We start from the raw sequence: 21,757 nt of genomic DNA on the forward strand, positions 1-21,757 counted from the left end.
CCGAACGGCGGACGACCTTATGCGCCCTCGCCCTCCGCGAACGCCGCCGCGCGCAGCCGCCCGTACTCCTCCGCCAGGGTCGCCGGCGTCCAGTGGGCGTTGAGCCCGCTCGGGTTGGGCAGTGCCCAGATGCGGGTGGCGCCCAGGGTGCGTTCCTGGGGGCCGATCTTGGCGTGTTTGTCGTCGAAGGCGACGCGATAGGCCGTGACGCCCGCGACGGCGAGCCAGCGCGGGCGTAGCCGGGCCACCTTCTCGGCCAGCAGCCGGCCGCCCTCGCGGTACTCGTCCGCGGTCAGCTCGTCGGCCCTGGCGGTCGCCCGGGCCACGACGTTGGTGATGCCGAGGCCGTGGGTGAGGAGTTCTTCCTGCTCGGCGGGCCGGAACTGGCGCGGGGTGAACCCGGCGGCGTGCAGGGCCGGCCAGAAGCGGTTGCCGGGGCGGGCGAAGTGGTGGCCGGTGGCCGCCGTCATCAGCCCGGGGTTGATACCGCAGAAGAGCACGCGAAGGCCGCTCGCGGCCACGTCGGGGACGAGGCGGTCGCGAGCGGCTTCCAGCTCTTCGGGGGTGAAACGCACGGTGCCTCGGGTCAGAGGATCGAGCCGGGGGTGTACGCCGCGGCCTCCGGGTGCTGCTTGGCGATCTCCTCGATCCGGGCGACGACGGACGCCACCTGGTCTGCCGCCGCGCCGGTGAAGGAGAGCTTGTCCGCCATCAGGGCGTCCAACTGTGCCTTGTCCAGCGGGATCCGCGCATCCGCGGCCAGCTTGTCCAGCAGCTCGTTGCGCTCCGCGCCCTGCTCACGCATGGCCAGCGCCGACGCGACCGCGTTCTCCTTGATCGCCTCGTGCGCCTCCTCACGGCCCACACCGGCGCGTACGGCGCCCATCAGCACCTTCGTGGTGGCGAGGAAGGGCAGGTAGCGGTCCAGCTCGCGGGCGATGACGGCGGGGAAGGCGCCGAACTCGTCGAGCACGGTCAGGAACGTCTCCAGCAGGCCGTCCAGCGCGAAGAACGAGTCCGGCAGCGCGACCCGGCGCACCACCGAGCAGGACACATCGCCCTCGTTCCACTGGTCACCGGAGAGCTCACCGGCCATCGAGGCGTAGCCGCGCAGGATCACCATCAGGCCGTTGACGCGCTCGCAGGAGCGGGTGTTCATCTTGTGCGGCATCGCCGAGGAGCCGACCTGGCCGGGCTTGAAGCCCTCGGTGACCAGCTCGTGCCCGGCCATCAGCCGGATGGTCTTGGCCAGCGAGGACGGGGCGGCGGCCAGCTGCACCAGCGAGGTCACCACGTCGTAGTCGAGCGAGCGCGGGTAGACCTGGCCGACGGAGGTGAAGGCCTGGCCGAAGCCGAGGTGCCCGGCGATCCGCTGCTCCAGGTCGGCGAGCTTGGCGGTGTCACCGCCGAGCAGGTCGAGCATGTCCTGGGCGGTGCCGACCGGGCCCTTGATGCCGCGCAGCGGGTAGCGGGAGAGCAGGTCTTCCAGCCGCGCGTACGCCACCAGCAGCTCGTCCGCGGCGGTCGCGAAGCGCTTGCCGAGCGTGGTGGCCTGCGCTGCGACGTTGTGCGAGCGGCCCGCCATCACCAGCTCGGCGTGCTGGCCGGCCAGCGAGCCCAGGCGCGCGAGCACGGCGACCGTACGGTCGCGCATCAGTTCCAGGGACAGCCGCACCTGCAGCTGCTCGACGTTCTCCGTCAGGTCGCGGGAGGTCATGCCCTTGTGGACCTGCTCATGGCCGGCGAGGGCGTTGAACTCCTCGATGCGGGCCTTGACGTCGTGCCGGGTGACCTTCTCACGCTCGGCGATGGAGGCCAGGTCGACGGTCTCCAGGACGCGCTCGTAGTCGGCGAGCGCCTGCTCGGGGACCTCCACCCCCAGGTCCTTCTGCGCGCGCAGCACGGCGAGCCACAGCTTCCGCTCCAGCTTGACCTTGTACTCGGGGGACCACAGCACGGCCAGCTCCGCGGAGGCGTAGCGGCCGGCCAGGACATTGGGGATGCGAGGCTTCGCAGACACAGCAGTCACGTGGTGAGAGTCTACTGGCGCTGGAGCATGCACCGGACATTGGGAGTGCCCCCGGCGAGCGAAGCTACTGGTCAGAGCCGATTCCGGGTATCGGAGGACCCTTCGCCAGCCCCCGTTCCGCCCGGGTTGAAACCGGATCTTGCCGGACCGTAGGGAGGGGGTAGGGATGGTGCTGAAGCAGAGCAGGGGAGCTTGAGCTAAGCAGCCGCTTGGACCCGAAGGGGCCGGGCAGTCAGACGGTTGACCTGACCCCTGTGGTCCGCCACCTGCTCGTCGAGAAGGTGGTTGTACGTGCGTCGGATCTCCTTGACGCTGTCGCGGCCCCACAGGGCCACAGTCTCGGGTGGCAGGCCGTTCTGGAGCATCTTCGAGATGTACGTGTGCCTCGTGTCGTGGAAGGTCGGCAGGGTTCCGCCATTGTGCTTGATCCCGAACTTTCGCAGCGTCGGTTTCCGTGCCCTCTCGTTGAACGTGTCGTTGCTCAGGAGGTTGCCTTGAGGGTTCCAGAAGAGCGCCTTCGCAGGGCCTCGCCGGCAGGTCTCGATCGTCCGCCCATGGGTCCATAGGGCGGTCTCAGCAGGAAGCGGCCGGTACCTGGCCTCGTGATGGTTGATGGCTTCCAGCGGGTGATCGGGCATGGGTACGGTTTTCGTGTGGATGCCGCTCTTGCGGCGGTTTGTCTTCAGCCGGTTGACAAGCATCGGCTTGTACTCGTCTCCTTGGTGCGAAGGGCCTGACGGTGCACCGTCAGTACCCCCTTCTTCCGGCCGATGGCGTCCGTACACGTGCCGAACGCCTCACCTTGCCTGACGCCGCACCCGAAGCCGAGAAGCGGTATGACCACGTACCTTTCAGGAAAGGCGTCACAGAGGGCCCACGCCTCGTCATCGGTAGTCGCGCACCAGGGCCTCGCCGAGGCCGCCCATGACACCGCTGAGGACGATCGCGGCCATGACCGGGGAGACGACGTCGGCGGCCTGCTGGAAGGCCTGGAGCGGCTTCCTTGCCACGGGTAGGACAGGCGGAAGCCGACGAGCAGCCCTGCCTCCGCCTCGGTGAGCCGGTAGCCGTCGTCGGCGCCTACGGCCCGGACTGGTGCACCACCATGCGCGAGGTCCGTCACCGGCTGGAGCAGCCGTACGTGAAGTGCACCGTCGACGGCGATGCTTCGGGCCTCGGAGACCATGAGGTTCTGGTCCGGTGGGCGACGCCGGAGGAAGCGCAGGCTCGTAAGCGTGCTCAGGCCCAGCGGCAGGTCCCGCTCGTTGCCCTGCTGCGCAAGCAGGATGCCGCTGCCAAAGCAGCAGCGGAGCGGCAGACCCTGGAGGACGCGGGCCAAGCCGGTCTGTGGTGACCGTACGCCTGGCCTGCCCCGATACCCGGTGATGCCCCCGCCGGAGAGAGGCGTGCACCATGCGCTGGAGGATGCACGGTACGACTGCGTGATGCATCGGACTCGACTCCGAGGGGCTGGCCATCCAGCACGACGGCACCCGCTTGGTGACGTCCGAATTCGAGCCGTCCGTCCGGCGATACGACCGCCGCGGCAAGCTCCTGGGCCAACTCCCCGTGCCCGAGAACCTGACCACGCACCGGATCACCAACCGGACCTTCGAGGGCCTGACGTTGGCCGGCCGAACCCTCACCGCGAGCATGGAAGGGTGGTTGACGACGGACGGCACCGACACCCGACGCTTCCAGACTTGGCGGCGCGGGCACCAGGGAGAATTCCGCGTCGACCGCCAGTTTGCGTACATGGGCGACATCGGTTATGGCATCTCGGAGATCGCGGCAATCGGCGACGGTCGCCTTCTGGTCCTGGAACGGTCATTCAACGACACCGTCGGCTGGACTGCGCACCTCTACGTCGCCGACCCGCGGCGGGCCACAGACGTCAGCAAGGTGACGGACCTAGCTGACCGGGACCCGCGGGTGCGCATCGCGTCGAAGACGCTGGTCGCCAAGCTGGAGGAGTGCCCCTCTCTCGACGCGCCAACGAGGTTCCCTGTCCAGGCCGCCCCGCTCGTCGGCAACGTCGAGGGGATGGCGATCACTGGCCGGCGCCATGGAGTTCTGCGTCTGACGCTTGTTGCTGACGACGACCAGAGCCCGGCCGCGATCACGCGCCTGTACAGGTTGGACGTCCGGTTGCCGCGCCGCTGACGCCCGTGAACATGGAGGTGGGCCCGGACCGTTCGTCGGTCCGGGCCCACCTCCATGTCGGGGGAGGCCGGTTCATGTCACCAGGAAGGCCGCCGCGGTCGTCGCGCCCAGCGAGGCGCCTGCCACGGTCTGAGCGACGGTGTGGTACGTCAGCGCCACCCGGGACCAGCACACGGCCGCCGTCAGCAGATAGGCGAGCAGCCACCACGGGGAGTGGACGACGGCGAGCAGCGCGGGTACCGCGGACGCCACCGCCGAGTCGACGCTTATCTTCCAGACCGTGTTCACCGTGAGGAGGACGACAGTCATCGCCCACAGGGCGAGCATGGCGACGAGGATGCCGGCCGGTGCGCGGCCGAGGACCATGACGAGGGAGCCGCAGCCGATCGACGCCAGGATGACGAAGAAGATCGGAGCCCGCTTCGCGCGGTCCACCACGTGCCGGTCGCCCCAAGTGCCGCGCGTCCGTTCCCACTCGATGTACCCCGCGGGGATGAGCCCGGCGCAGAGCGCGCCGAGCAGACCCCAGGGGATGCCGGTCCAGTCGCCTGCAGCGGCCAGGCCGATGCCGACCATGCCGGCCACGAGGACGTTGCGGGGCTGGAGAATGTCGGTGACGGTCCGGGCCGTTGTGGTTTCGCTCATGCGGCTGCCTCCGTGGTCGTGAGTAGGGTCTGCACCTGGGCCGTGCTGCTCTTCCCGTATGCCTTGGCCACTTGGCGCAGCCAGGCGACCTCTCCGTCCTGGTCGACGGCCGCGGGCTGTTCGAACGCCGCGACCGGGCCCGGGGGCGCTCCTCCCGCCTTGGCCGCGAGCGCGGCCTTGATCCAGTACGCCTGGGCGGCAGCACCGTGGGCGGCCCTCTCCTTGGCGGCAGCCATCAGGTCGTCGGGGACGTGATGGCGCAGTTTCTCGATCGCGTCGGCGACATCATGGACCCCCCGGTCGAGCTGGAGCACGGCGTCCATGTCGCGGCGTGTCAGCTCCCGGTACCGGGAGCGCGGCGGCTCCATCGGGATGCTGGGGAAGGCTGCCATCAGCTCCCGCCACATCGGGTACAGGCGCGCGAGGGCCCACCAGGCGCGGGCACGGCGGAGGCCCGCCTCCGAGGCGGGGATCGACACGCCGAGCGCGAACAGCACAAAGAGGAGGAGCTGCATCGCCTCGGTGGAGGACTCGATTTGGTGGGCGACGGCGTAGCTGGGCTGGTTGGCGAGCCAGACCCACATGGCCAGCATGCGGCCGAAGGCGTACAGGACGCCGAGCACCATGGCGAGGGCCATCATGCCCAGGCCGACGCGCAGCAGCCCGCGCCTCTCGCGGCGGAACGCCCCGGCCCACTGGTAAAGGCAGAGGGCGGACGCAGAGCCCAGGTAAATGTAGAAGACGCTCATATAGGCGGTGGCGCCCCACTGCCCGGCGTGATCGCTGACGAAGTGGTCGCTCGGTACCGACCGGTCGACGACCGTGAAGAACATGACGGTCATCAGGGCGAAGGAGGCGAGAGCCGTCTTGGTCGCCACGCGCTGCATGACGCGGGCCACGCGCACGGCACGGGCCATCTCGCCGTCGGCGGGGTACTTCCCGTAGACCGCGACGATGTAGTACATGATCGCCAAGATCGCCGCGCCGGCCGAGTAGTGCTTGAGCAGAGTCGAGGCGTCCGTGATCGAGCTGTTGTTGAGCCCGATGCGGACGATCTCCGTCTTGGCCCACAGGGCGATGGAAAAGCCCACGAAGCAGCCCCAGAGGCTTCTTCGGCGGGCGTCGGAACCGCCAAGCGCACGCCAGACGGCGACGGCGGTCATCAGAGCGGCTACGAGGTAGCCGGCAATGTCGAGCACGAGGGTGGTCCTTCAGTTACGAGCGGCGGAAGAGGCTGCGAAGACGGCGCCCTGTGCGGTATCCGCCGCCGGCGGGCCGGGACAGGGTGTCGCCCAGGCGGCCAAGCACGTCGTCGCTCGGAAGTTCGCGGGCCATGCGGGGAATGAGGGAAGCGCCCACTTCGGCGATCCGCTCCTCCAAGGTGCGGTAGTTGGAGCGTGCCTGCACGGTGACCTTGCCCGCCATGACGCGCTTGACCAGGTCCGGACCGAAGACAGGCAGCAGCGCCCTGAGTTCGTCGGGGCTGAGCTGCGTGCCGTGGTCGAGCCACTCGTGGACCAGCTCATGCAGCTTCACGTGCTCGGTCAAGTAGGCCGACGGTCGCTGGCGGTGGAGAATCACGCTGAAGCCCGTGTCTTTGATCCTCAGCCCGCACGCCGTGCTCGCGGTGATCAACGAGTCAGGGATGGGCTGCATGATGATCCGACGGCCGCGGGCCCGCTCCATGTTGATCCGCAGTTGCTCCACCGAGAAGGGGCTGGGGATCGGAAGGTCCGCCAACCCGACCTCACACAGCTCCCGTACCTCGCTCAAAGACGGCTCGGATGAGGGTATGTCCGTCATGCCTGCGGTTCCGTCGGATGCTCCTGCGCCTCCTGGCGCGCCTTTTCCACCAGGTCCAGCGCGAAGTTGAGCAAGTCGGGTGAGAGCCCCCCCTCGGCGATCCCTCGCCCGGCGATCCCGCTGATGCCGCCCGAGCGCTTGTCGACCAGGAAACGGAGCCCGGCGAACACTTCTGCCTCAAGCTCCGATTCCGGCTTGAAGAAGCGCCAGTCGCAGTCGAAGCCCAAACCCAGGGCTTGCAGCGTCTCGTCCCGAACCTCGGTGAGTTCTCCCTTGCGGAGCTTGCCGAAGTAGCTGTGCGACAGGGCGCCCCCGCGGCGCGCCACGGTTCGGCAGAACTCCCGATCGCTCGGGGCTCCGCCGTCGGGGAACGACTCCTTCAGCAGGTAGGCGATCTTCTCCTGCAAGGTGCGTGGCTCGTCTCTCTCGCCAGCACTCATCTCCGCCCCCAGGCTACTCATGTCCACTTTTGCGTTGTTTGCTTCAATAGCTTCGTCACTCTAGACCACGCCTCCGTGCAGGAGTTCGCCCCCTGTCTATGCTCCGCCCTCGTGATCCGCACGACACTCATCCAGCCTGCGTAAACACTGTACGTCACTGTTAACTCAATGACACACAGGGCCGCCTGGAGAGGCAGTGCGCCGGATTTCGCCGCGCCCTGAAGTCGCGCACGGGTCTGCCCGGCTCGGGGGAGCGGGCAGCCTCGTGCGTCCATTTCGATGCGGTGGAGTGATGGAGGAGTGACCATCTCCGACGCAGAGCCTCTGCTCTGGGCCTCCAGCCTGCGGAACTCCGCGACCAGGCGGAACGCCGACGTGCCACAGGTTCTCCTGCCGAACTCCCTTGAGTTTCGACTCGGCCCCGAAGATGCGCCCGCCGAAGCCCTGCGCCGCTCACGCCGGTTCGCCGCAATGGCACTGCCGGCGCTGCTCGGCCCGGTGCTGGACGCGGGAGCTGTCGTCGAGTGGGTGCTGGGGGTCCTCACGGAGCTGGTCGACGTCACCGCGCGGCATCGCGCAAGCGCGGACCTGGCAGGCCGGATCTCGTGCGACGGAATCCATGCCCTGGTCGCCGTCGGAGAGATGGATCGGCCCCTGCCGGACCGGAGGCTGAGCCGGCCTGTTCATCGTGCATCGCACGGTCGATGACATCGGCCAGTGCCGTGGCGACGAGGCTGGGTACGTGACCTGGGCGGCTGTGTCGGTCCGATCGGGTGCCCAATAGCTTTATGTGGCCAGGCACATATGGCCAATTGCCGTTTCGGGAAACGGTGCCCCCTAATCGCCGAAGCCGGTCACGCCGTCAAGTGTGGGCACAGCGCCCGCGATCGAGCGGGCTCCGGAGTGGAGTCGCCGGCATTCGTCAGGGCCCGGGCTGGGATTATTCCGACGGGGCTCGACGGGTGTGTTCCAGGATCGAGCGGCAGTTCACGCGAGGAAGAATTCGTGGGCAGTGCAGTCTGGGGTCTGTATGCGTAAATACCCCTCCAGGAACTCCCTTTCCACGACGACCAGGCGCATTACTAACCCCACTCCGCTCGGCTCTGAACGGACGAGGGGCCGGCCGCCCGTGTACTGCCTCAACGGCCCTCATGGTGGCCGGAAATGACAGACGAAGGTGTATAGGCCTGCGGCAGTATCACCCATCATGGACTCTGCCGTCGTCGCCGCCCTCATCGCCACCCAGGACGGCGAAGCCCTTATCTTCGCTGCCGCAGCCTCAACGACACCACCGGTCGTCAATAGGCAACCCGGTCGCCGTGCAGGGTGCGCCCGCCGACCAAGGGGGGGACGCCAGGGCTATGGCTGGCAGGGACGGTGTGGTGATTCTCCCCGCCATAGTCTCGTCCGTCCCGAGGAGCCCCGTTTCGCCCTGCATCAAACCTCGGCACCCGGGCTGGTCAGTGGGGCTCGGCCTGTCATAGGCCGGGCGGCGGCCAATCTGGCGTCCAGTCCCAGCCCGCGTGCGGCATGATCGCGGTAGGCGATGGGTTACGGCTGGCCGCGGCATTCGTGGCGTGGGTGGCAGGTGAAGCCCCGCCGGTGGCCCTGTCGGGGCGTCGGCGGGGCTTCTGGGCATGGGGAGGGGCTCAGGGAGGGGCAAACCCTCCCGCTGGGTGTGTTCCTGCAGGTGACAGCATTGCCTTGGTGCACCTGGCGCTTTGCGAAGGTCGGCGGCCCGGTCCCGGCTGTACGTTCCTCCAAGCATTCTTCGGGGCCTTTCGCCGGGCCGGGACGCCGGATGCGGCACCCGGCGTCCCGGCCGGGAGCGGGCGGTCAGCCCTCGTACGGCAGCAGCTCGGGGCGCTTCGCGGGGCGGCCGTCGCCCGAGGAGCGGCCGGTGAGCCGCCGTCCTATCCACGGCACCAGATGCTCGCGCGCGAAGCGCAGATCCCCGGCGCGCCGCGCACCCCAGCCAGGCGGCGGGGCGGCCGGCAGCGGTGCGTCCCAGTCGGAGTCGGCGGGCAGCCCGAGCGTCTGCCAGACGGCCTCCGCCACCCGGCGGTGCCCCTCGGCGTTCAGGTGCAGCCGGTCATCGGCCCACATCCGCGGGTCGGACAGCGCCCGCGACGCGTACAGGTCCACGACCACCGCACCGTGCCGCGCGGCCACCTCGTCGATCCGTGCGAACAGCTGCTCCATCCGCGACCGGAAGCGCTCCAGCACCGGCCCCTGCCGCCCCGGACTGCGCATCAGCACCAGCTGCCCGCCGCCCCGCGCCAGCAGCGCCGCGGACTCCTCGAACCGCGCGCACACCTGGTCCACCTCACACCTGGGCCGCAGGACGTCATTGAGCCCGCCGACCAGCGTGACCAGGTCGGCGCCCATCGAGGCGGCCGGCCCGCACTGCTCGTCGGCGATCTGCCCGATGAGCTTGCCGCGCACCGCGAGATTGGCGTACCGAAAACCGGGCGAGGCGGCCGCCAGCCGGGCGGCGAGCAGATCGGCCCAGCCGCGGTACGAGCCATCCGCCAGCCCGTCCGACATCCCCTCGGTGAAGCTGTCGCCGACCGCGACGAAACTGGTGTAGTGAGCATTCATCTCCATGGCGCGGTGATCCTACCGCTCGCCATACCGCGCGGTATGGCGAGGCCCACGGCGGTGCGCCCGGCACCTGCGGTGTACGGTCTGAAGTCGTCGTCAGGGCGAGGAAAGGTACAGGTGGAAGCGCGATGACTCCTCGCCGGGAGGCCGGACCCGACGCGCTGACCTTCACCGAACGGGGCCGCCGCCGGCAGCTCATCGAGGCCACCATCGACCTGATCTCCACCCGCGGTTACCCCGCCACCTCGCTGTCGGCGATCGCCGAGCGCGCCGGGCTGTCCAAGGCCGCGGTGCTCTACCACTTCTCCTCCAAGGACAACCTGACCCGGGCGGCGCTGGAGCAGGTGATGGAGCAGTTCCGCGGGCATGTCGGCGAGCGGGTGGCGCGGGCGGCGAGTCCGCGGGACGCGATCATCGCCTACGTACGGGCGATGATCGGCTACCAACAGGCCCACCGCCGCCAGGTGCGCGTGATCACCGAGATGCTGCTCGACGACGAGGGCGGCACCCGGCTCAAGACGCCCGGATCGCACGACACCCACGGCCGCTGGCAGGCCCTCGCCGCATTGCTGACGGAGGGTCAGGAAGCCGGTGTATTCCGGGAGTTCGACGTCCAGACCATCGCCCTGGCGATCGGCGGGGCGATCGACGGGGTGATCGCGCACTGGCTGGTCCACCCGGAGCTCGACCTGGACGCCGCGGCCGCGGAACTGGAGGAGTTCACCCTCAACGCGATCGAGCCCCGGGCCTGACCCGGGCAAAGGCGGGAGCCCGCTCGGGACGGACCCCGATCCCGCCCAGATAGCCGGCCACCGTCCGCAGCGGCGGCACCCGCCGCAGCAGCCGCATCGGCACCGGCAGCCGGTCCGCGTCGAGCGTGCCGTCCAGCGCGGACCGGATCATCGTGTGCTCGGCCTGCTGGGACTTCTGCACCACGGCCATCGGCAGGTGCCGCCGCTTCTGGACCCGCGCCAGATCGGCCACGCCGACGGTGCCGCGGCGCAACGGTGCCGCCAGGATCCGGGCCGCCGCGACCGCGTCCTGCAGCGCCAGATTGACCCCTACGCCGCCGACGGGCGACATGGTGTGCGCCGCGTCCCCGATGCACAGCAGACCGTCCCGGTACCAGCGCCGCAGCCGCCCGAAGGTCACCTCCAGCAGCTTGACGTCGTCCCATGAACCGATGGCGCCGGTCACCTCGTCGTCCCAGTCGAACAGCGCCCCGAGCCGGTCGCGCAGCCACTGGATGCCGTGGGCGCGCAGCTCCGCGTCCCGGCCCTTCTTGATCAGATAGGACGTCTGGTAGTACGTGCCGCGGTCCATGGTGACCGCTGCCTGGCCGCCGCCGAAGCGCGCGAAGACCCGGCCGTCCTTGCGGGCGTCAGCATGGGGGTCCCCCCTGCTCGAACGTAGTTGAGAGCTTGGGGGAGCTTCCACCCGCACCTGCCAGACGTCCATCGGCACCTCGAACAGCCGCTGCCGGAGCCCGGCCGCCTGCCCCACCCGCGAGTCCCGGCCGTCGCACGCGACGGTCAGATCCGCGGCCAGCTCGCCGGGGTTGCCGTGCTCGTCGAGGAACCGCACCCCCGTGACGCGGCCGCCCTCGGTCAGCAGCCCCGTCACCTCGGTGCGCATCCGCAGCGTGAAGCACGGCTCCTGGGCGGCCGCGCTCGCGAGCAGATCGAGGAAGTCCCACTGCGGAACCATGGCGACATACTTGTGCCGGCCGGGGATGCGCCGCATATCGCCCAGTACCACGGTGGTGGTGCCCACCTGGGCCCGCATCTCCTCCAGTTTGGCGAACGGCAGCCGGGCGAACGCCTCGCCGAGGCCCAGTTCGTCCAGCAGCCGCAGGGTCGACGGATGGACGGTGTCCCCGCGGAAGTCCCGGAGGAAGTCGCCGTGCTTCTCCAGGACGGTCACCTCGATGCCGGCCCTGGCCAGCAGCAGTCCGAGCATCATTCCGGCGGGTCCCCCGCCCGCTATGCAGCACCTGGTGCGCTCCATGCCCCTGCCCCCTCGTCGCGTCGGATGCGATGGCGACCGGTGAGGGCACGCACGCATCCGAGCGCGCACGTGTCTGAGCACGCACACGTCCGCGCGCGACAACGCGCCTGACCGATCGGTCAATAATCTAACCGATCGGTCAGGCGCTCGGACTGCCGCCCCTCGTCAGGCCGCGGGCCGCTGCAGCACCAGCTCCCGGAGCACGTCCTCCATCGTCACCAGCCCGGCCAGCCGCCCGTCCTCGCCGATCACCGCGGCCAGATGCGTACGGGACGCGCGCATCGCCGTCAGCACGTCGTCCAGCAGCGTCGAGGCCTTGACCCGGGCGATCGGGCGCAGCGCGGAGACCGGGAAGGGCACATCGCGCGGGGTGGCGTCCAGCGCGTCCTTGACGTGCAGATAGCCGAGGATGCGGCTGGTGTCGTCGACGACGGGGAAGCGGGAGAAGCCCGACTCCGCGGCCAGCTGCTCCAGCTCCTCGGGCGTGGCCCCCATCCGCGCGGAGACGACCTTCTCTGCCGGCAGCACCACATCCCTGACCGGGCGGCGGCCCAGCTCCAGGGCGTCCCGCAGCCGCTCCTGCGCCCGTTCGTCGAGCAGTCCGGCCGCCCGCGAATCCTCGACCATCTTCGCCAGCTGGTCGTCCGAGAAGGTCGCGGCGACCTCGTCCCTGGTCTCCACCCGCAGCAGCTTGAGCAGTGCATTGGCGAGTGCATTGATCGCGAAGATCACCGGACGCAGCGCCCGGGTCAGCGCGACCAGCGGCGGCCCGAGCATCAGGGCGCTGCGGACCGGCTCGGCCAGTGCGACGTTCTTCGGCACCATCTCGCCGAAGAGCATGTGCAGATAGGTGGCCAGCGACAGCGCGATCACGAACGAGATCGGATGGATCAGCGTGTCCGAGATCCCCACCGCGTGGAACACCGGCTCCAGGAGATGCGCGATGGCCGGCTCGGCGACCGCGCCCAGCACCAGGGTGCACAGGGTGATGCCCAGCTGGGCGGCCGCCAGCAGGGCCGAGACATGCTGCAGACCCCACAGCACGCTGGTCGCCCGGCGGTCACCGCGCTCGGCGTACGGCTCGATCTGGCTGCGGCGCACCGAGATCACGGCGAATTCCGCGCCCACGAAGAAGGCGTTGACGACCAGCGTCAGCAGGCCCACGAAAAGCTGCAACCCGATCATCGGCGGGCCTCCGCGTCCTGCTCGTCGTGGCTGCCCGGGATCGGCGCGTGCAGCAGCACCCGCGCGGCACGGTGACCGGCGGCGTCCAGTACATCCATCCGCCAGCCGGCCACCTCCAGGGTGTCGCCGGCGACCGGTATCCGGCCGAGTTCGGTGGCGACCAGCCCGGCAAGGGTCTCGTACGGGCCCTCGGGCAACCACAGGCCGATCCGCTGCAGGTGGTCGGTGCGAGCGGAGCCGTCGGCCTGGTAGACCCGGCGGCCCTCGGCGTCGGTCCCGGCCGGCGCCAGGTCGGGGGTCTCCATCGGATCGTGCTCGTCGCGGACCTCGCCGACCACCTCCTCGACGATGTCCTCCAGCGTGACCACGCCGGCCGTGCCGCCGTATTCGTCGATGACCACGGCCATGGTGCGCCTGCCGGAGAGCCGGTCCAGCAGCCGGTCCACGGTCAGCGTCGTGGGCACCAGCAGCGGCTCGCGCACCAGCTCGGACACCGGGTGCCGGGGCCGGCGTTCGGCGGGGACGGTGAGGACGTCCTTGATGTGCGCCACCCCGACGACGCTGTCCAGGCTGCCGCGGTAGACGGGGAAGCGGGACAGCCCGGTCGCCCGGGTCGCATTGGCCACGTCCTCCGCGGTGGACTGCACCTCCAGCGCGATCACCTGCACCCGCGGGGTCATGACGTTCTCCGCGGTCAGATTGGCGAGGTTGAGGGTGCGGACGAACAGCTCGGCGGTGTCGGGCTCCAGCGCGCCTTCCTTGGCGGAGTGCCGCGCCAGCGCCACCAGCTCCTGCGGACCGCGCGCCGAGGCCAGCTCCTCCGCGGGCTCCAGACCCATCCGGCGGACCATGTGGTTCGCGGCGTTGTTGAGATGCCGGATCAGCGGCTTGAAGGCGGCGCTGAAGCCGCGCTGGGCGGTGGCCACCCGCTTCGCGATGGCCAGCGGGTCGGAGATGGCCCAGTTCTTCGGCACCAGCTCGCCGACGACCATCAGGACGACCGTCGAGATCGCCGTTCCGAGTACCAGGGCGGCCGAATCCGCCACCGAATGCGGCAGGCCCATGGCGTCCAGCGGCCCCGCCAGCAGGGTGGCGATCGCCGGCTTGGACAGCATGCCGATGACCAGGCCGGTGACGGTGATGCCGAGCTGGGCGCCGGAGAGCTGGAAGGTGAGGCTGCGGACCGCCTTCAGCCCGCTGTCCGCGCCCCGGTCGCCGCGCTCGGCGGCGCGTTCGAGGTCGCTGCGCTCGACGGTCGTCAGGGAGAACTCGGCGGCGACGAAGACCCCGCAGGCCAGGGTCAGAAGGAGCGCTACGCCCAGAAAGAGCAGGTCGGTCATCGAGTCACCTCCGTCCCATGATCGAACAGGATCGGGAGGTTCGCGCTCTGTCGAATGGATGATCGACAACTAGGAGGCTCGCCCATGGCTGGACGCTCACACACCTTTCACTCGGGGGAGGGGGAGACTCCATGGTAAAGGGTCAGCAAAGTTGCCGGTCGGGGGCGAGCCCGCCCCGTGCCGGGGGCCGGGGCGGGCTCTTGGGGCGTCGGGGCGTCGGGCGCCCGTGCGACGACGTATTCGTGTGTCGATGTCTCGGTGCGTCGAGGTGCTGCCGTCAGCCGTCGAGATGCTTGACCCAGCGGCTCCACTGTGGCTCGGGCGCGTAATCCGCCGCGCGCCACGCATGCTGCGCCGTTTCATTGCGGTCCAGCACCATCGCATCGCCGCGCCGCCCGCCCAGCGCACGGAACCGCTCCTCGGCGGCCGCCAGCAGCGCACCGCCGATGCCCTGCCTGCGGTGCCCGGGGTGCACGGCCAGCCGGTAGAGGTGGCAGCGCCATCCGTCGAAACCGGCTATCACGGTCCCCGCGAGAATGCCGTCGCGCTCTGCCAGGAGCAGCGCTTCGGGGTCCCGGGTAACCAGCCGGGCCACGCCGTCGTGGTCGTCGCTGATGCTCGTTCCTTCCGCGGCTTCGCGCCAGAACTGCAAGACGGTGTCGAGGTCCGAGAGGGTGGCGGAGCGGATCTGCAGATCATTCATGGGGTGAGCCAAGCAGAGCGTCGGCCTGTCCGGCGATCGGTTTCACTGCCGGTGAATCGACGGAGACGGAGGGGGAGGGCTCGGTCCCGTATCAGCTCGGCCCCGTATTTCCGTACGCCGCGAGCCCATCGGCCGAGCCGAAGCGTCCGGCTTCCCGGGTTTACGAGTGCCCGTGGGACGGCCCTTGACTCCCAGAACCGGCGTGCAAGCTGGCGAACAGTCCCACGGCACGGCTGCCGTCCGGCAGGTGCCAGGAGCCGGCGACATGACCGGTCGTTCCCCGCAGGGGGAGGGAGGAGGCGTCCGGGGCGGGCCGAAGTACCCGGTGCAGCCGGAGGACCACGCCGTTCAGCGTGGGAAGTTCCGTGCTCTCCCGGGTGTCGGTGGCAGCCGTGGTGAGGTCCATGGGGATGGCGCCTTCGCCGGCGTAGGCGCAGATGACGTCCCGGGCCGGGACGCCAGTGGTGTTCTGGTCCTGGGCCTGGGCCCGCCCTTCGAGCAGAGCCGGCAGTTGGTCGATCAATACCGGGTCGTGGCAGCCGTCGTAGACCCAGCGCCGCCCCAGCACTCCGTGCTCCATGGTCCCGACGAGCGCGTGCTCGGCCCCGTCGAGCGCGGCACCGCGATAGGTGAGCGGAACGAGGTAGGCGGTCGGGAGCGCGTCAGGGCCAGAGGCGTCGGTGACCACGATGAACTCGATCCCGACCGCACCGTGCGGGTCGTCCAGCCGGAAGCCACCCGCATTGGCCAACTCCGGCCCTCCCGTGCTGTTGCCGTACCACGGACGGGAGGGGAGCCAGGAGGCGAGGAGTTCCAGTTTGGTCGGTTCGAGGCGGGTGTGATGGATGACAGCCATGCCGGACCTTCTCCCGTGACGCGGATGCGGGCCTGTCCCATCCTTCCACTCCTTCCACCTGCACCGCGCCGCCGGAGCGGCCGTCCCGGCGCGAAGGGGACAACGGCTCCAGACGGGCCCACTGGCAGTGCGTCAGATCACCGCCCCCCGCCCGCAAGACATGACCGAACTTGACCAAGATCCACTCTCGCTGACAGGCCAGACCCTAGGCTCGCTCCATGAATGACGACGAGGACCAGTCCCTGCGAGCCGCTGTCGAAGGTGAACTGCGGCTCCTCGACCCGGCCATTCGCGCGTCGCCGGCCCTCGCAGCCGAACTCCTGGACCCGGAGTTCGTCGAGTTCGGGGCGTCCGGGCGCCGCTGGGACCGGGTGTCGATCCTGACCGCCATCGCTCCTGGCCCGGACACCCCACCGGATCGCATCGCCACGAGCGACATGACAGCGACGCTGATGGCCCCGGGCATCGTGCACGTGACGTACACCTCTGACCACAACGGTCGCAGAGCTCGACGCAGTTCACTGTGGCGCAGGAGTGCGGCAGGGTGGCGTCTGTATTTCCATCAAGGCACGCTGACCGACAACACATAGCCATCAGCTGGCCATCCGCCGGGGCCAAGAGGCCAGAGAACGGGGCCAAGAGGTACCTCGCGGGCTACCGTGGCCGCGTGGACTCCGAGGCCAGAACGTTCCCTCCCCGCCCCATCCTGGGTGTCCAGGCTGTGTACGCGCGTCAGAGCAGCTGTCCCGCCGATTTCGCGATGGTCACCGTGGACTTCGAGCCCCGGGAGGGCGGCATCGCCTTCCAGGTGGCCGCCGATCTCGACATAGGTGGGTGGGACCATCGGTCCGGCATCAGCCGGTCAGACATAGCCACCTTCCACACTGCGCTCGACAGCGGAGTCCGCGAAGCGCTGGCAGAGCTGGGCGTCGGAACCACTGCGGCGGTATCGGTTGTACTGCGCAGCATGCGTGTCCACGAACTGGATTCCCACGCCAAGGCCTTCCGGGCGGCCGGACACGTCGCAGTGCGCAATGCCCTCGCCTTGGCCTACGAACCGTCCCCGGGGCCCCGGCGTCGCCGCACATGACCACCCGCTGCAGTGCCGCCGACGGGCCCCCACCTGGCGAGGCGCCACTATGGCGCCCCGGCACATCGGGCTTGTTGACGTTGCCCGTCCACCGGCAAGTACCTCTCTCCGCGAGCCCGGAACGTCGTGGGTCAACCGCTCAGCCCAGAACGCCCACCGCGTATGACTGAACACCCCGTTGGCCCGACCGAAGCCGTACGCCGTGGCCGGGGCGACCGCGAAGACCACCGCGTCCCCCCTCCGGAATGCCTCCCCGATCCCATGGAAGATGCCTTCGGGCGAGGTGATGTGCGGCCCGTACTTCGCCTCGTACGCTGCGATCACCTCGTCCAGAAGCGCAGCATCGGCAACCGGCTCCGCCCGGCCCTCGACGAAGGTAGGTGGAAATACGGCTGGCTGAAGGGCGCGGGGAGGAGCTTGCCGTGACGGATATCGAGGTGCCGGGGCCCGGCCCCGACTGGCAGCAAGCCGCCATCCCGCCCTACTACACGGGCAACAACCCTGCCCATCAGTGGAGTGTGTGGGAGCGCTGTTCGTCGCTCTTCCAGATGATCGGAGGGCTGGCGCTGCCGGTGCAGCCCGTGGCCGGGCGACTGCGACTGCACGTGGAACGGTCGTGGGACGGGCTGGGCGAACTCGATGTCGTCCTGTTCGGGCTGCGGGGCTTCAGCTTCGCCATCAGCGAGCACGATGGCAATCCGGCCGGAATTTCCTTGGTCTGGCTCACCCAGCGGCACGAGGACGCCGACAAGGCCCTGGACGTCCTCCTGGAGGTGGTCGGGATCGGAGAGGAGGCCGTTGCCTTCCGCGGGGATCCGCATGAAGATCCGACTGCGCGGCGCTCCGCGGGCCGCGAAGATGCCCGGCGTCCCCAGGGCCCGGGCCCTGGGGACGTGCCGGGGACCTCTCGCTGGGCACGCCTTCGCCGCCTCTTCGGTGCGGCACCGTCCTCTTCATGAGGTCGGCGAGGGCCGTGTCATGCCGCAAGCCCCTGGTTATGCGAACTGGCCGGGCCGGTAGTCGCCGGCGGGCTGTTGGATGAGGACGTTCGCCCGGTTGAAGGCGTTGATGAGGGCGATGGCGCACACCAGGGCGGCCAGTTGCTCCTCGTCGTAGTGCTTGGCGGCGTTCGCCCAGGCCTCGTCGGTGACCCCACCGGCCGCATCCGCGATGCGGGTGCCCTGTTCCGTCAGCTCCAGCGCGGCCCGTTCGGCCTCGGTGAAGACCGTGGCCTCCCGCCACGCCGCGACCAGGTTGAGACGTACCGAGGTCTCACCGGCCGCGGCGGCGTCTTTGCTGTGCATGTCGGTGCAGAAGCCGCACCCGTTGATCTGACTGGCGCGGAGCTTCACCAGCTCTTGCGTCGTGGCCGGCAGTGTCGAGTCCTCCAGCACCTTGCCTGCCGCAATGATGTGCTTGAAGACCTTGCCCATGGTCGGGCTGCCGAAGGCGTTCAGTCGGGCACTCATGGTGCGCTCCTCTGTCGTGGTGGGGCTTACGTTCGTTCGTTGCTTATCGGTGCTTGCACACTGATGACGGAACAGCCCGGCAGAATGTGACATGAACGCCTGACCTGCGGTTTCCTTCCTGCGCCGTAGCGGGGCCACTGAGGCGACGCACAGGTCCACTGCGAGAGGCCGCCCCCGGTGGTCAGTCCCACGAGCGTCACGGAGACCCGTTGCACGGCGGAACGTCCGTGGCTCGTGGCCCGTGGGGTTGAGGCCGGGGGGAGTCCACGCCGTGGCGGGAGGTTCGGGTCAGGCCGGGTCTTGTGTGGTGGCCGGGGCGGGGTGCCGTGGTGGAGGCGCCAGTTGGGGTCGATGCGCATGGTGGCCTGCCCGTCCGTGTCGTAGGGCTGCCAGCCGGGGTCACCGTGGGTGGCGAAGGCGACCCAGGCGGCGTGGGTGCGGGCCGCGAGGTCCGCGACGTCCCGGTCTGGCCGGTCGGGGCCGAGAAGGCCTCGCCCTCAGGGCGGCCGCTTCGGTCTTCACCTACGTAGGCGTCTTCCGCGACGAGGAGCACCTTGCCGACTTCCTCACCGGCGGGTTCGAGGGCAGCGAGGGAGTCACCTCCCAGGGGTGCTCCCTGCAACTGGAGGTGTTCAAGCGGTACTGGACGGCCCGGCCTTGAACTCCGCCGAACCGGTGCCGATGACCGTGTCGGCGCGCAAAGTGGGCCGGTGCCCTGCAGAATCCAGTACCGAGAACCCAGTACCGGCAGAGGAATTGGCGATGTCGGGGTGGGGCGGGATGGGGCGGGGCGGTCCGGCTCGGGCGGTCGTGTTGGGTGAATGGTCCGTGCGCGGTGTGCGCGGGCGGGGAGGGAGTCACAGTGGGGGCGGTCGAGGGAACAGCCGGGGTCGCGGAGCTGCTCAAGGAGTTGAAGGACCGCTCCGGGAGCAGCTACGGGGCGCTCGCCAAGCGGCTGCACATGAGCACGTCGACGCTGCACCGCTACTGCAACGGTGATGCGGTGCCGACGGAGTACGCACCGCTGGAGCGGCTGGCACGGCTGTGCCGGGCAACGCCGGAGGAACTGGTGGAGCTGCATCGGCGGTGGATCCTGGCGGACGAGGCACGACGCCGGGAGCGGGACCGTAAGCAAGCGGGCAGGGCCAGGGCGGTTGTTGAGGCGGGGGGCGAGACGGGGGATGAGACGGTTGCCGGGCCATGGACCGCGGCCGCGTCCGAGCGAAGTGCCGGGGCCGAGCGAAGTGCCGGGTCCGGGTCCGGCTCCCGGCGTACGTCCGGCACGCGGTCCGGGCCCGACTCCGGCGTGCAGTCCGCGTCCACATCCGAGGCCACATCCGAGGCCACATCCGAATCCGGCTCCGGGGCCGACTCCGGCGCCGCGCCCGTGCCGCCACCCGCTCACCTTGAGACCGTGGCCGCGTCCGCCCCGGGTCGCCGGGTCGCCGAGATCAGCCCCGAGGGGCGGCCCGTCGGCCAGGTAACGCCCGGGGGCCGCCGGCGGCGCATCGCACTGGCGGCCGGCATTGCCGTGGCCGCCGTGGCCGTCTCCGCCGCGCTGACCGCCGGCCTGGTCGCCGGTGGGGACGGGTACGACCGCGACGCGGCAGCCGGGCGGACCGCAAGTGCGGAGAGCGGCGACGGGGCGGCGCGGGCCGAGGACGGCCGGTTGCCCTCGGCGTCCGCGAAGCCGCCCGTGACGGGGAGCACGGGCCCGACGCCGTCTCCGTCCGCCTCCCCCTCCCCGTCCCGTCCGGCCGGCGGCGGGCAGGCGAACCCGCCGGGCACGGACGACCGGGCCGGGCTCCCGGTGAGTGTGGATGTCCGCCCGTACCGCTGGGAGAGCCCGTGCAGCCAGCGCTACTTGGTCGACCGGCCCCCGGGCAAGATGCCTACGCCACCGCCCGAACAGGACGCCCGGGGCTGGATTTCGTCGCTGGGCGCGGTCTCGGCGGACAGCCAGCTGGTGCAGGTGTCGGTGCAGGGCACGGGGGACGAGACCGTGGTGTTGCACGGGCTGCGGGTGCGGGTGGTGAGTAGTACCGCGCCGCCCGCCTGGAACGCCTACAGCATGGGCGTGGGCTGCGGCGGCGGCATCACGCCCAAGACGTTCGGGGTCTCCCTGGACGCGGCGCAGCCCAGCATCGTGCCGCAGGGCGGACAGCGGGACTTCCCCTACAAGGTGAGCGAGCGGGACCCCGAGGTCTTCAAGATCACCGCGCGCGCCGGGGCCCGCGCGGTGCGCTGGTACCTGGAACTGGAGTGGTCCAGCGGGAACCGGCACGGCACGCTCCGCATCGACGACAACGGGGAGCCGTTCCACACCAGCGGGATGGAGGGCCGGCCGCAGTACGACTACCCGCTGGGCGGGCACGAATGGATTCCCGCCCCGAAGGAGAACGGCTGAGCCCGGCCCGGACCGGCCGCTACCGGGGTCGTGCTCCGGCCTGCTACCGGGACCGTGCTCGCACCAGCTACCGGGCCGGTCTCTGACCAGATCAGCGGTGCTCGTTCACCAGGTCAGCGCGTCCTTGGAACGGGACTGCCAGTAGGTGACCCATGCCGAACTGTCGGTGTGGACACCTCCGTTGGGCAGCTTGAGCTGCACGGACGGGCCGGTGGATCCGTTGCCCGCCCGGTTGCCGAACAGGACGCCCAGGTTGCGGGCGGTGTTGCCGCCGCTGCCCGAGCCGTCCGCGGACTGGTACATGATCCCCGCGTACGCCGACTCGCCCGGCGCGAGCGTGACCACAGCCTGCGGCTTGGAGGCGTCGAGGAACGTGGTGGCGGCCTGGGCGTCGTCCCAGCGGAGGTAGGGCGCGCCGTAGGCGTTGCAGGGCACGGAGCCGGTGTTGGTGGCGGTCAGCAGCATGTGGTTGACGGGGCGAAGGACCTTGGTCACGGTGACCTTGACGTGCGCGCCGGTGCAGGCGGTGGTCGTCGACCGGCTGCCGGAACCCTGTCCGGCGGCCCGACCCGGGCCGTTCTTACCGGCCTTCGCGCCGCCGGAGGCGCCGGACGACATGGTGGTCCCGGACGTGTGATCGCCCTTGGCGGGGCCGTTGCCGTCGCCCTTGCCGTCGCCGTCCGAAGGGGACTCAGCACCCTGGCCGCCGGTCAACGGCCGGGAGGACGCGGTCGGGGCCTGGCCGCCGGTGTCCTTGGTGGCGTCGTTCTGGCAGGCGGTCAGCGCCAGGCTTGCCGTCAGGACGGCGGCGGAGGCGACGAGATGGGTGACGCGACGGGTGGTGCGCATGGTGAGCGGGTGCCTTCTGTTCGGTTGCGTGGGGTCGGTATGCGTGCCGTCAGAGACGGCCGGCGAGCAGGAGGAAGACGGTGGTGGCCGATGCGACGAGCACGGCCACAGCTACCGCGTCGGTGATGTCGGCGTCGCGGAACCGGCGGAGCCGGAATCGTGTCCGC

Annotated in this window: 24 protein-coding genes and 1 pseudogene; 8 read left to right on the top strand and 17 right to left on the bottom strand. The window is 70.1% G+C overall.

Annotation, left to right across the window (positions count from 1 at the left end; translation table 11 throughout):
- Positions 1 to 17: 17 nt before the first annotated feature.
- The 4 genes from mug to ABR737_RS40680 all read right to left on the bottom strand — a co-directional run bounded on the left by mug (position 18) and on the right by ABR737_RS40680 (position 3,039).
- Positions 18 to 575, bottom strand: coding sequence for a G/U mismatch-specific DNA glycosylase (mug, locus tag ABR737_RS40665; RefSeq protein WP_350256172.1), 558 nt, complete (start codon positions 573 to 575; stop codon positions 18 to 20).
- Positions 576 to 586: 11 nt separating this feature from the next.
- Positions 587 to 2,020 (bottom strand): adenylosuccinate lyase, encoded by a 1,434-nt coding sequence (purB, locus tag ABR737_RS40670; protein WP_350257115.1) that lies wholly within the window; start codon positions 2,018 to 2,020, stop codon positions 587 to 589.
- A gap of 206 nt (positions 2,021 to 2,226) precedes the next feature.
- On the bottom strand, positions 2,227 to 2,730 hold the full coding sequence (locus tag ABR737_RS40675) for a tyrosine-type recombinase/integrase (RefSeq protein ID WP_350256173.1): 504 nt from the start codon (positions 2,728 to 2,730) through the stop codon (positions 2,227 to 2,229).
- Positions 2,731 to 2,913: 183 nt separating this feature from the next.
- Positions 2,914 to 3,039: a hypothetical protein gene (locus ABR737_RS40680; protein ID WP_350256174.1), complete on the bottom strand. Its 126-nt coding sequence runs from the start codon at positions 3,037 to 3,039 to the stop codon at positions 2,914 to 2,916.
- On the opposite strand from ABR737_RS40680, the gene ABR737_RS40685 reads away from it, so the two are divergent.
- Together ABR737_RS40685 and ABR737_RS40690 are read left to right on the top strand one after the other, a co-directional pair.
- Positions 3,033 to 3,383 carry a hypothetical protein gene (locus tag ABR737_RS40685; RefSeq protein WP_350256175.1) on the top strand — a complete coding sequence of 117 codons (351 nt, stop codon included), beginning with the start codon at positions 3,033 to 3,035 and terminating at the stop codon, positions 3,381 to 3,383. The two genes, ABR737_RS40680 and ABR737_RS40685, sit on opposite strands and share 7 nt — an antisense overlap.
- Before the next feature lie 95 nt (positions 3,384 to 3,478).
- Positions 3,479 to 4,192 carry an esterase-like activity of phytase family protein gene (locus ABR737_RS40690; protein ID WP_350257116.1) on the top strand — a complete coding sequence of 238 codons (714 nt, stop codon included), beginning with the start codon at positions 3,479 to 3,481 and terminating at the stop codon, positions 4,190 to 4,192.
- Positions 4,193 to 4,264: 72 nt separating this feature from the next.
- Here the strand turns inward: ABR737_RS40690 and ABR737_RS40695 are convergent, their stop codons facing one another.
- From ABR737_RS40695 to ABR737_RS40710, 4 genes are read right to left on the bottom strand one after another with little or no spacing between them, the layout of a single operon-like run.
- Positions 4,265 to 4,837: a phosphatase PAP2 family protein gene (locus tag ABR737_RS40695; RefSeq protein ID WP_350256176.1), complete on the bottom strand. Its 573-nt coding sequence runs from the start codon at positions 4,835 to 4,837 to the stop codon at positions 4,265 to 4,267.
- Positions 4,834 to 6,000: an MAB_1171c family putative transporter gene (locus ABR737_RS40700; protein WP_502964537.1), complete on the bottom strand. Its 1,167-nt coding sequence runs from the start codon at positions 5,998 to 6,000 to the stop codon at positions 4,834 to 4,836. Before ABR737_RS40700 ends, ABR737_RS40695 begins: the two co-directional genes overlap by 4 nt.
- A 52-nt stretch (positions 6,001 to 6,052) precedes the next feature.
- Positions 6,053 to 6,640 carry a toxin gene (locus ABR737_RS40705; protein WP_350256178.1) on the bottom strand — a complete coding sequence of 196 codons (588 nt, stop codon included), beginning with the start codon at positions 6,638 to 6,640 and terminating at the stop codon, positions 6,053 to 6,055.
- Complete coding sequence (locus tag ABR737_RS40710) at positions 6,637 to 7,047, bottom strand: hypothetical protein (RefSeq protein ID WP_350256179.1); 411 nt, start codon at positions 7,045 to 7,047, stop codon at positions 6,637 to 6,639. The genes ABR737_RS40705 and ABR737_RS40710 overlap by 4 nt, the downstream gene beginning before the upstream one ends.
- 333 nt (positions 7,048 to 7,380) lie before the next feature.
- Between ABR737_RS40710 and ABR737_RS40715 the strand changes: the two genes are divergently transcribed.
- Complete coding sequence (locus ABR737_RS40715) at positions 7,381 to 7,788, top strand: hypothetical protein (protein ID WP_350256180.1); 408 nt, start codon at positions 7,381 to 7,383, stop codon at positions 7,786 to 7,788.
- A gap of 1,128 nt (positions 7,789 to 8,916) precedes the next feature.
- Here the strand turns inward: ABR737_RS40715 and ABR737_RS40720 are convergent.
- Positions 8,917 to 9,687, bottom strand: a complete 771-nt coding sequence (locus ABR737_RS40720) for an SGNH/GDSL hydrolase family protein (protein WP_350256181.1) — start codon at positions 9,685 to 9,687, stop codon at positions 8,917 to 8,919.
- Positions 9,688 to 9,812: 125 nt separating this feature from the next.
- On the opposite strand from ABR737_RS40720, the gene ABR737_RS40725 reads away from it, so the two are divergent.
- Complete coding sequence (locus ABR737_RS40725; protein ID WP_350256182.1) at positions 9,813 to 10,436, top strand: TetR/AcrR family transcriptional regulator; 624 nt, start codon at positions 9,813 to 9,815, stop codon at positions 10,434 to 10,436.
- On the opposite strand, the gene ABR737_RS40730 is transcribed toward ABR737_RS40725, so the two are convergent.
- The 5 genes from ABR737_RS40730 to ABR737_RS40750 all read right to left on the bottom strand — a co-directional run bounded on the left by ABR737_RS40730 (position 10,411) and on the right by ABR737_RS40750 (position 15,775).
- Positions 10,411 to 11,691 (bottom strand): FAD-dependent oxidoreductase, encoded by a 1,281-nt coding sequence (locus ABR737_RS40730; RefSeq protein WP_350256183.1) that lies wholly within the window; start codon positions 11,689 to 11,691, stop codon positions 10,411 to 10,413. The two genes, ABR737_RS40725 and ABR737_RS40730, sit on opposite strands and share 26 nt — an antisense overlap.
- 165 nt (positions 11,692 to 11,856) lie before the next feature.
- On the bottom strand, positions 11,857 to 12,876 hold the full coding sequence (locus ABR737_RS40735) for a hemolysin family protein (protein ID WP_350256184.1): 1,020 nt from the start codon (positions 12,874 to 12,876) through the stop codon (positions 11,857 to 11,859).
- Entirely contained in the window at positions 12,873 to 14,216 is a 1,344-nt protein-coding gene (locus ABR737_RS40740; protein ID WP_350256185.1) for a hemolysin family protein, read from the bottom strand. Before ABR737_RS40740 ends, ABR737_RS40735 begins: the two co-directional genes overlap by 4 nt.
- Before the next feature lie 277 nt (positions 14,217 to 14,493).
- The gene (locus ABR737_RS40745) at positions 14,494 to 14,919 is read right to left on the bottom strand and encodes a GNAT family N-acetyltransferase (RefSeq protein ID WP_350256186.1); all 426 of its coding nucleotides are present in this window, start codon (positions 14,917 to 14,919) and stop codon (positions 14,494 to 14,496) included.
- A gap of 160 nt (positions 14,920 to 15,079) precedes the next feature.
- Entirely contained in the window at positions 15,080 to 15,775 is a 696-nt protein-coding gene (locus ABR737_RS40750; protein ID WP_350256187.1) for a maltokinase N-terminal cap-like domain-containing protein, read from the bottom strand.
- A 218-nt stretch (positions 15,776 to 15,993) separates the two neighbouring features.
- Between ABR737_RS40750 and ABR737_RS40755 the strand changes: the two genes are divergently transcribed.
- Both ABR737_RS40755 and ABR737_RS40760 read left to right on the top strand, forming a co-directional pair.
- Positions 15,994 to 16,365 (top strand): nuclear transport factor 2 family protein, encoded by a 372-nt coding sequence (locus ABR737_RS40755; RefSeq protein ID WP_350256188.1) that lies wholly within the window; start codon positions 15,994 to 15,996, stop codon positions 16,363 to 16,365.
- A 77-nt stretch (positions 16,366 to 16,442) separates the two neighbouring features.
- A complete protein-coding gene (locus ABR737_RS40760) occupies positions 16,443 to 16,865 on the top strand; it encodes a hypothetical protein (protein ID WP_350256189.1) in 423 nt (140 codons plus the stop codon).
- Between the two features lie 147 nt (positions 16,866 to 17,012).
- Here ABR737_RS40760 and ABR737_RS40765 read toward each other — a convergent pair.
- Positions 17,013 to 17,237 (bottom strand): annotated as a pseudogene (locus tag ABR737_RS40765) (pyridoxamine 5'-phosphate oxidase family protein); the annotation flags it as partial.
- Between the two features lie 50 nt (positions 17,238 to 17,287).
- Between ABR737_RS40765 and ABR737_RS40770 the strand changes: the two are divergent.
- The gene (locus ABR737_RS40770; protein ID WP_350256190.1) at positions 17,288 to 17,824 is read left to right on the top strand and encodes a hypothetical protein; all 537 of its coding nucleotides are present in this window, start codon (positions 17,288 to 17,290) and stop codon (positions 17,822 to 17,824) included.
- Positions 17,825 to 17,860: 36 nt separating this feature from the next.
- Here ABR737_RS40770 and ABR737_RS40775 read toward each other — a convergent pair whose 3' ends face one another.
- The gene (locus tag ABR737_RS40775; RefSeq protein ID WP_350256191.1) at positions 17,861 to 18,334 is read right to left on the bottom strand and encodes a carboxymuconolactone decarboxylase family protein; all 474 of its coding nucleotides are present in this window, start codon (positions 18,332 to 18,334) and stop codon (positions 17,861 to 17,863) included.
- A gap of 862 nt (positions 18,335 to 19,196) precedes the next feature.
- On the opposite strand from ABR737_RS40775, the gene ABR737_RS40785 reads away from it, so the two are divergent.
- Positions 19,197 to 20,741, top strand: a complete 1,545-nt coding sequence (locus tag ABR737_RS40785) for a helix-turn-helix domain-containing protein (protein ID WP_350256192.1) — start codon at positions 19,197 to 19,199, stop codon at positions 20,739 to 20,741.
- 105 nt (positions 20,742 to 20,846) lie between these two features.
- On the opposite strand, the gene ABR737_RS40790 is transcribed toward ABR737_RS40785, so the two are convergent.
- Positions 20,847 to 21,590 (bottom strand): DUF4232 domain-containing protein, encoded by a 744-nt coding sequence (locus ABR737_RS40790; protein WP_350256193.1) that lies wholly within the window; start codon positions 21,588 to 21,590, stop codon positions 20,847 to 20,849.
- Positions 21,591 to 21,757 lie beyond the last annotated feature (167 nt).

The organism is Streptomyces sp. Edi2 (genome assembly GCF_040253635.1).
In the GTDB taxonomy this organism is placed as follows: domain Bacteria; phylum Actinomycetota; class Actinomycetes; order Streptomycetales; family Streptomycetaceae; genus Streptomyces.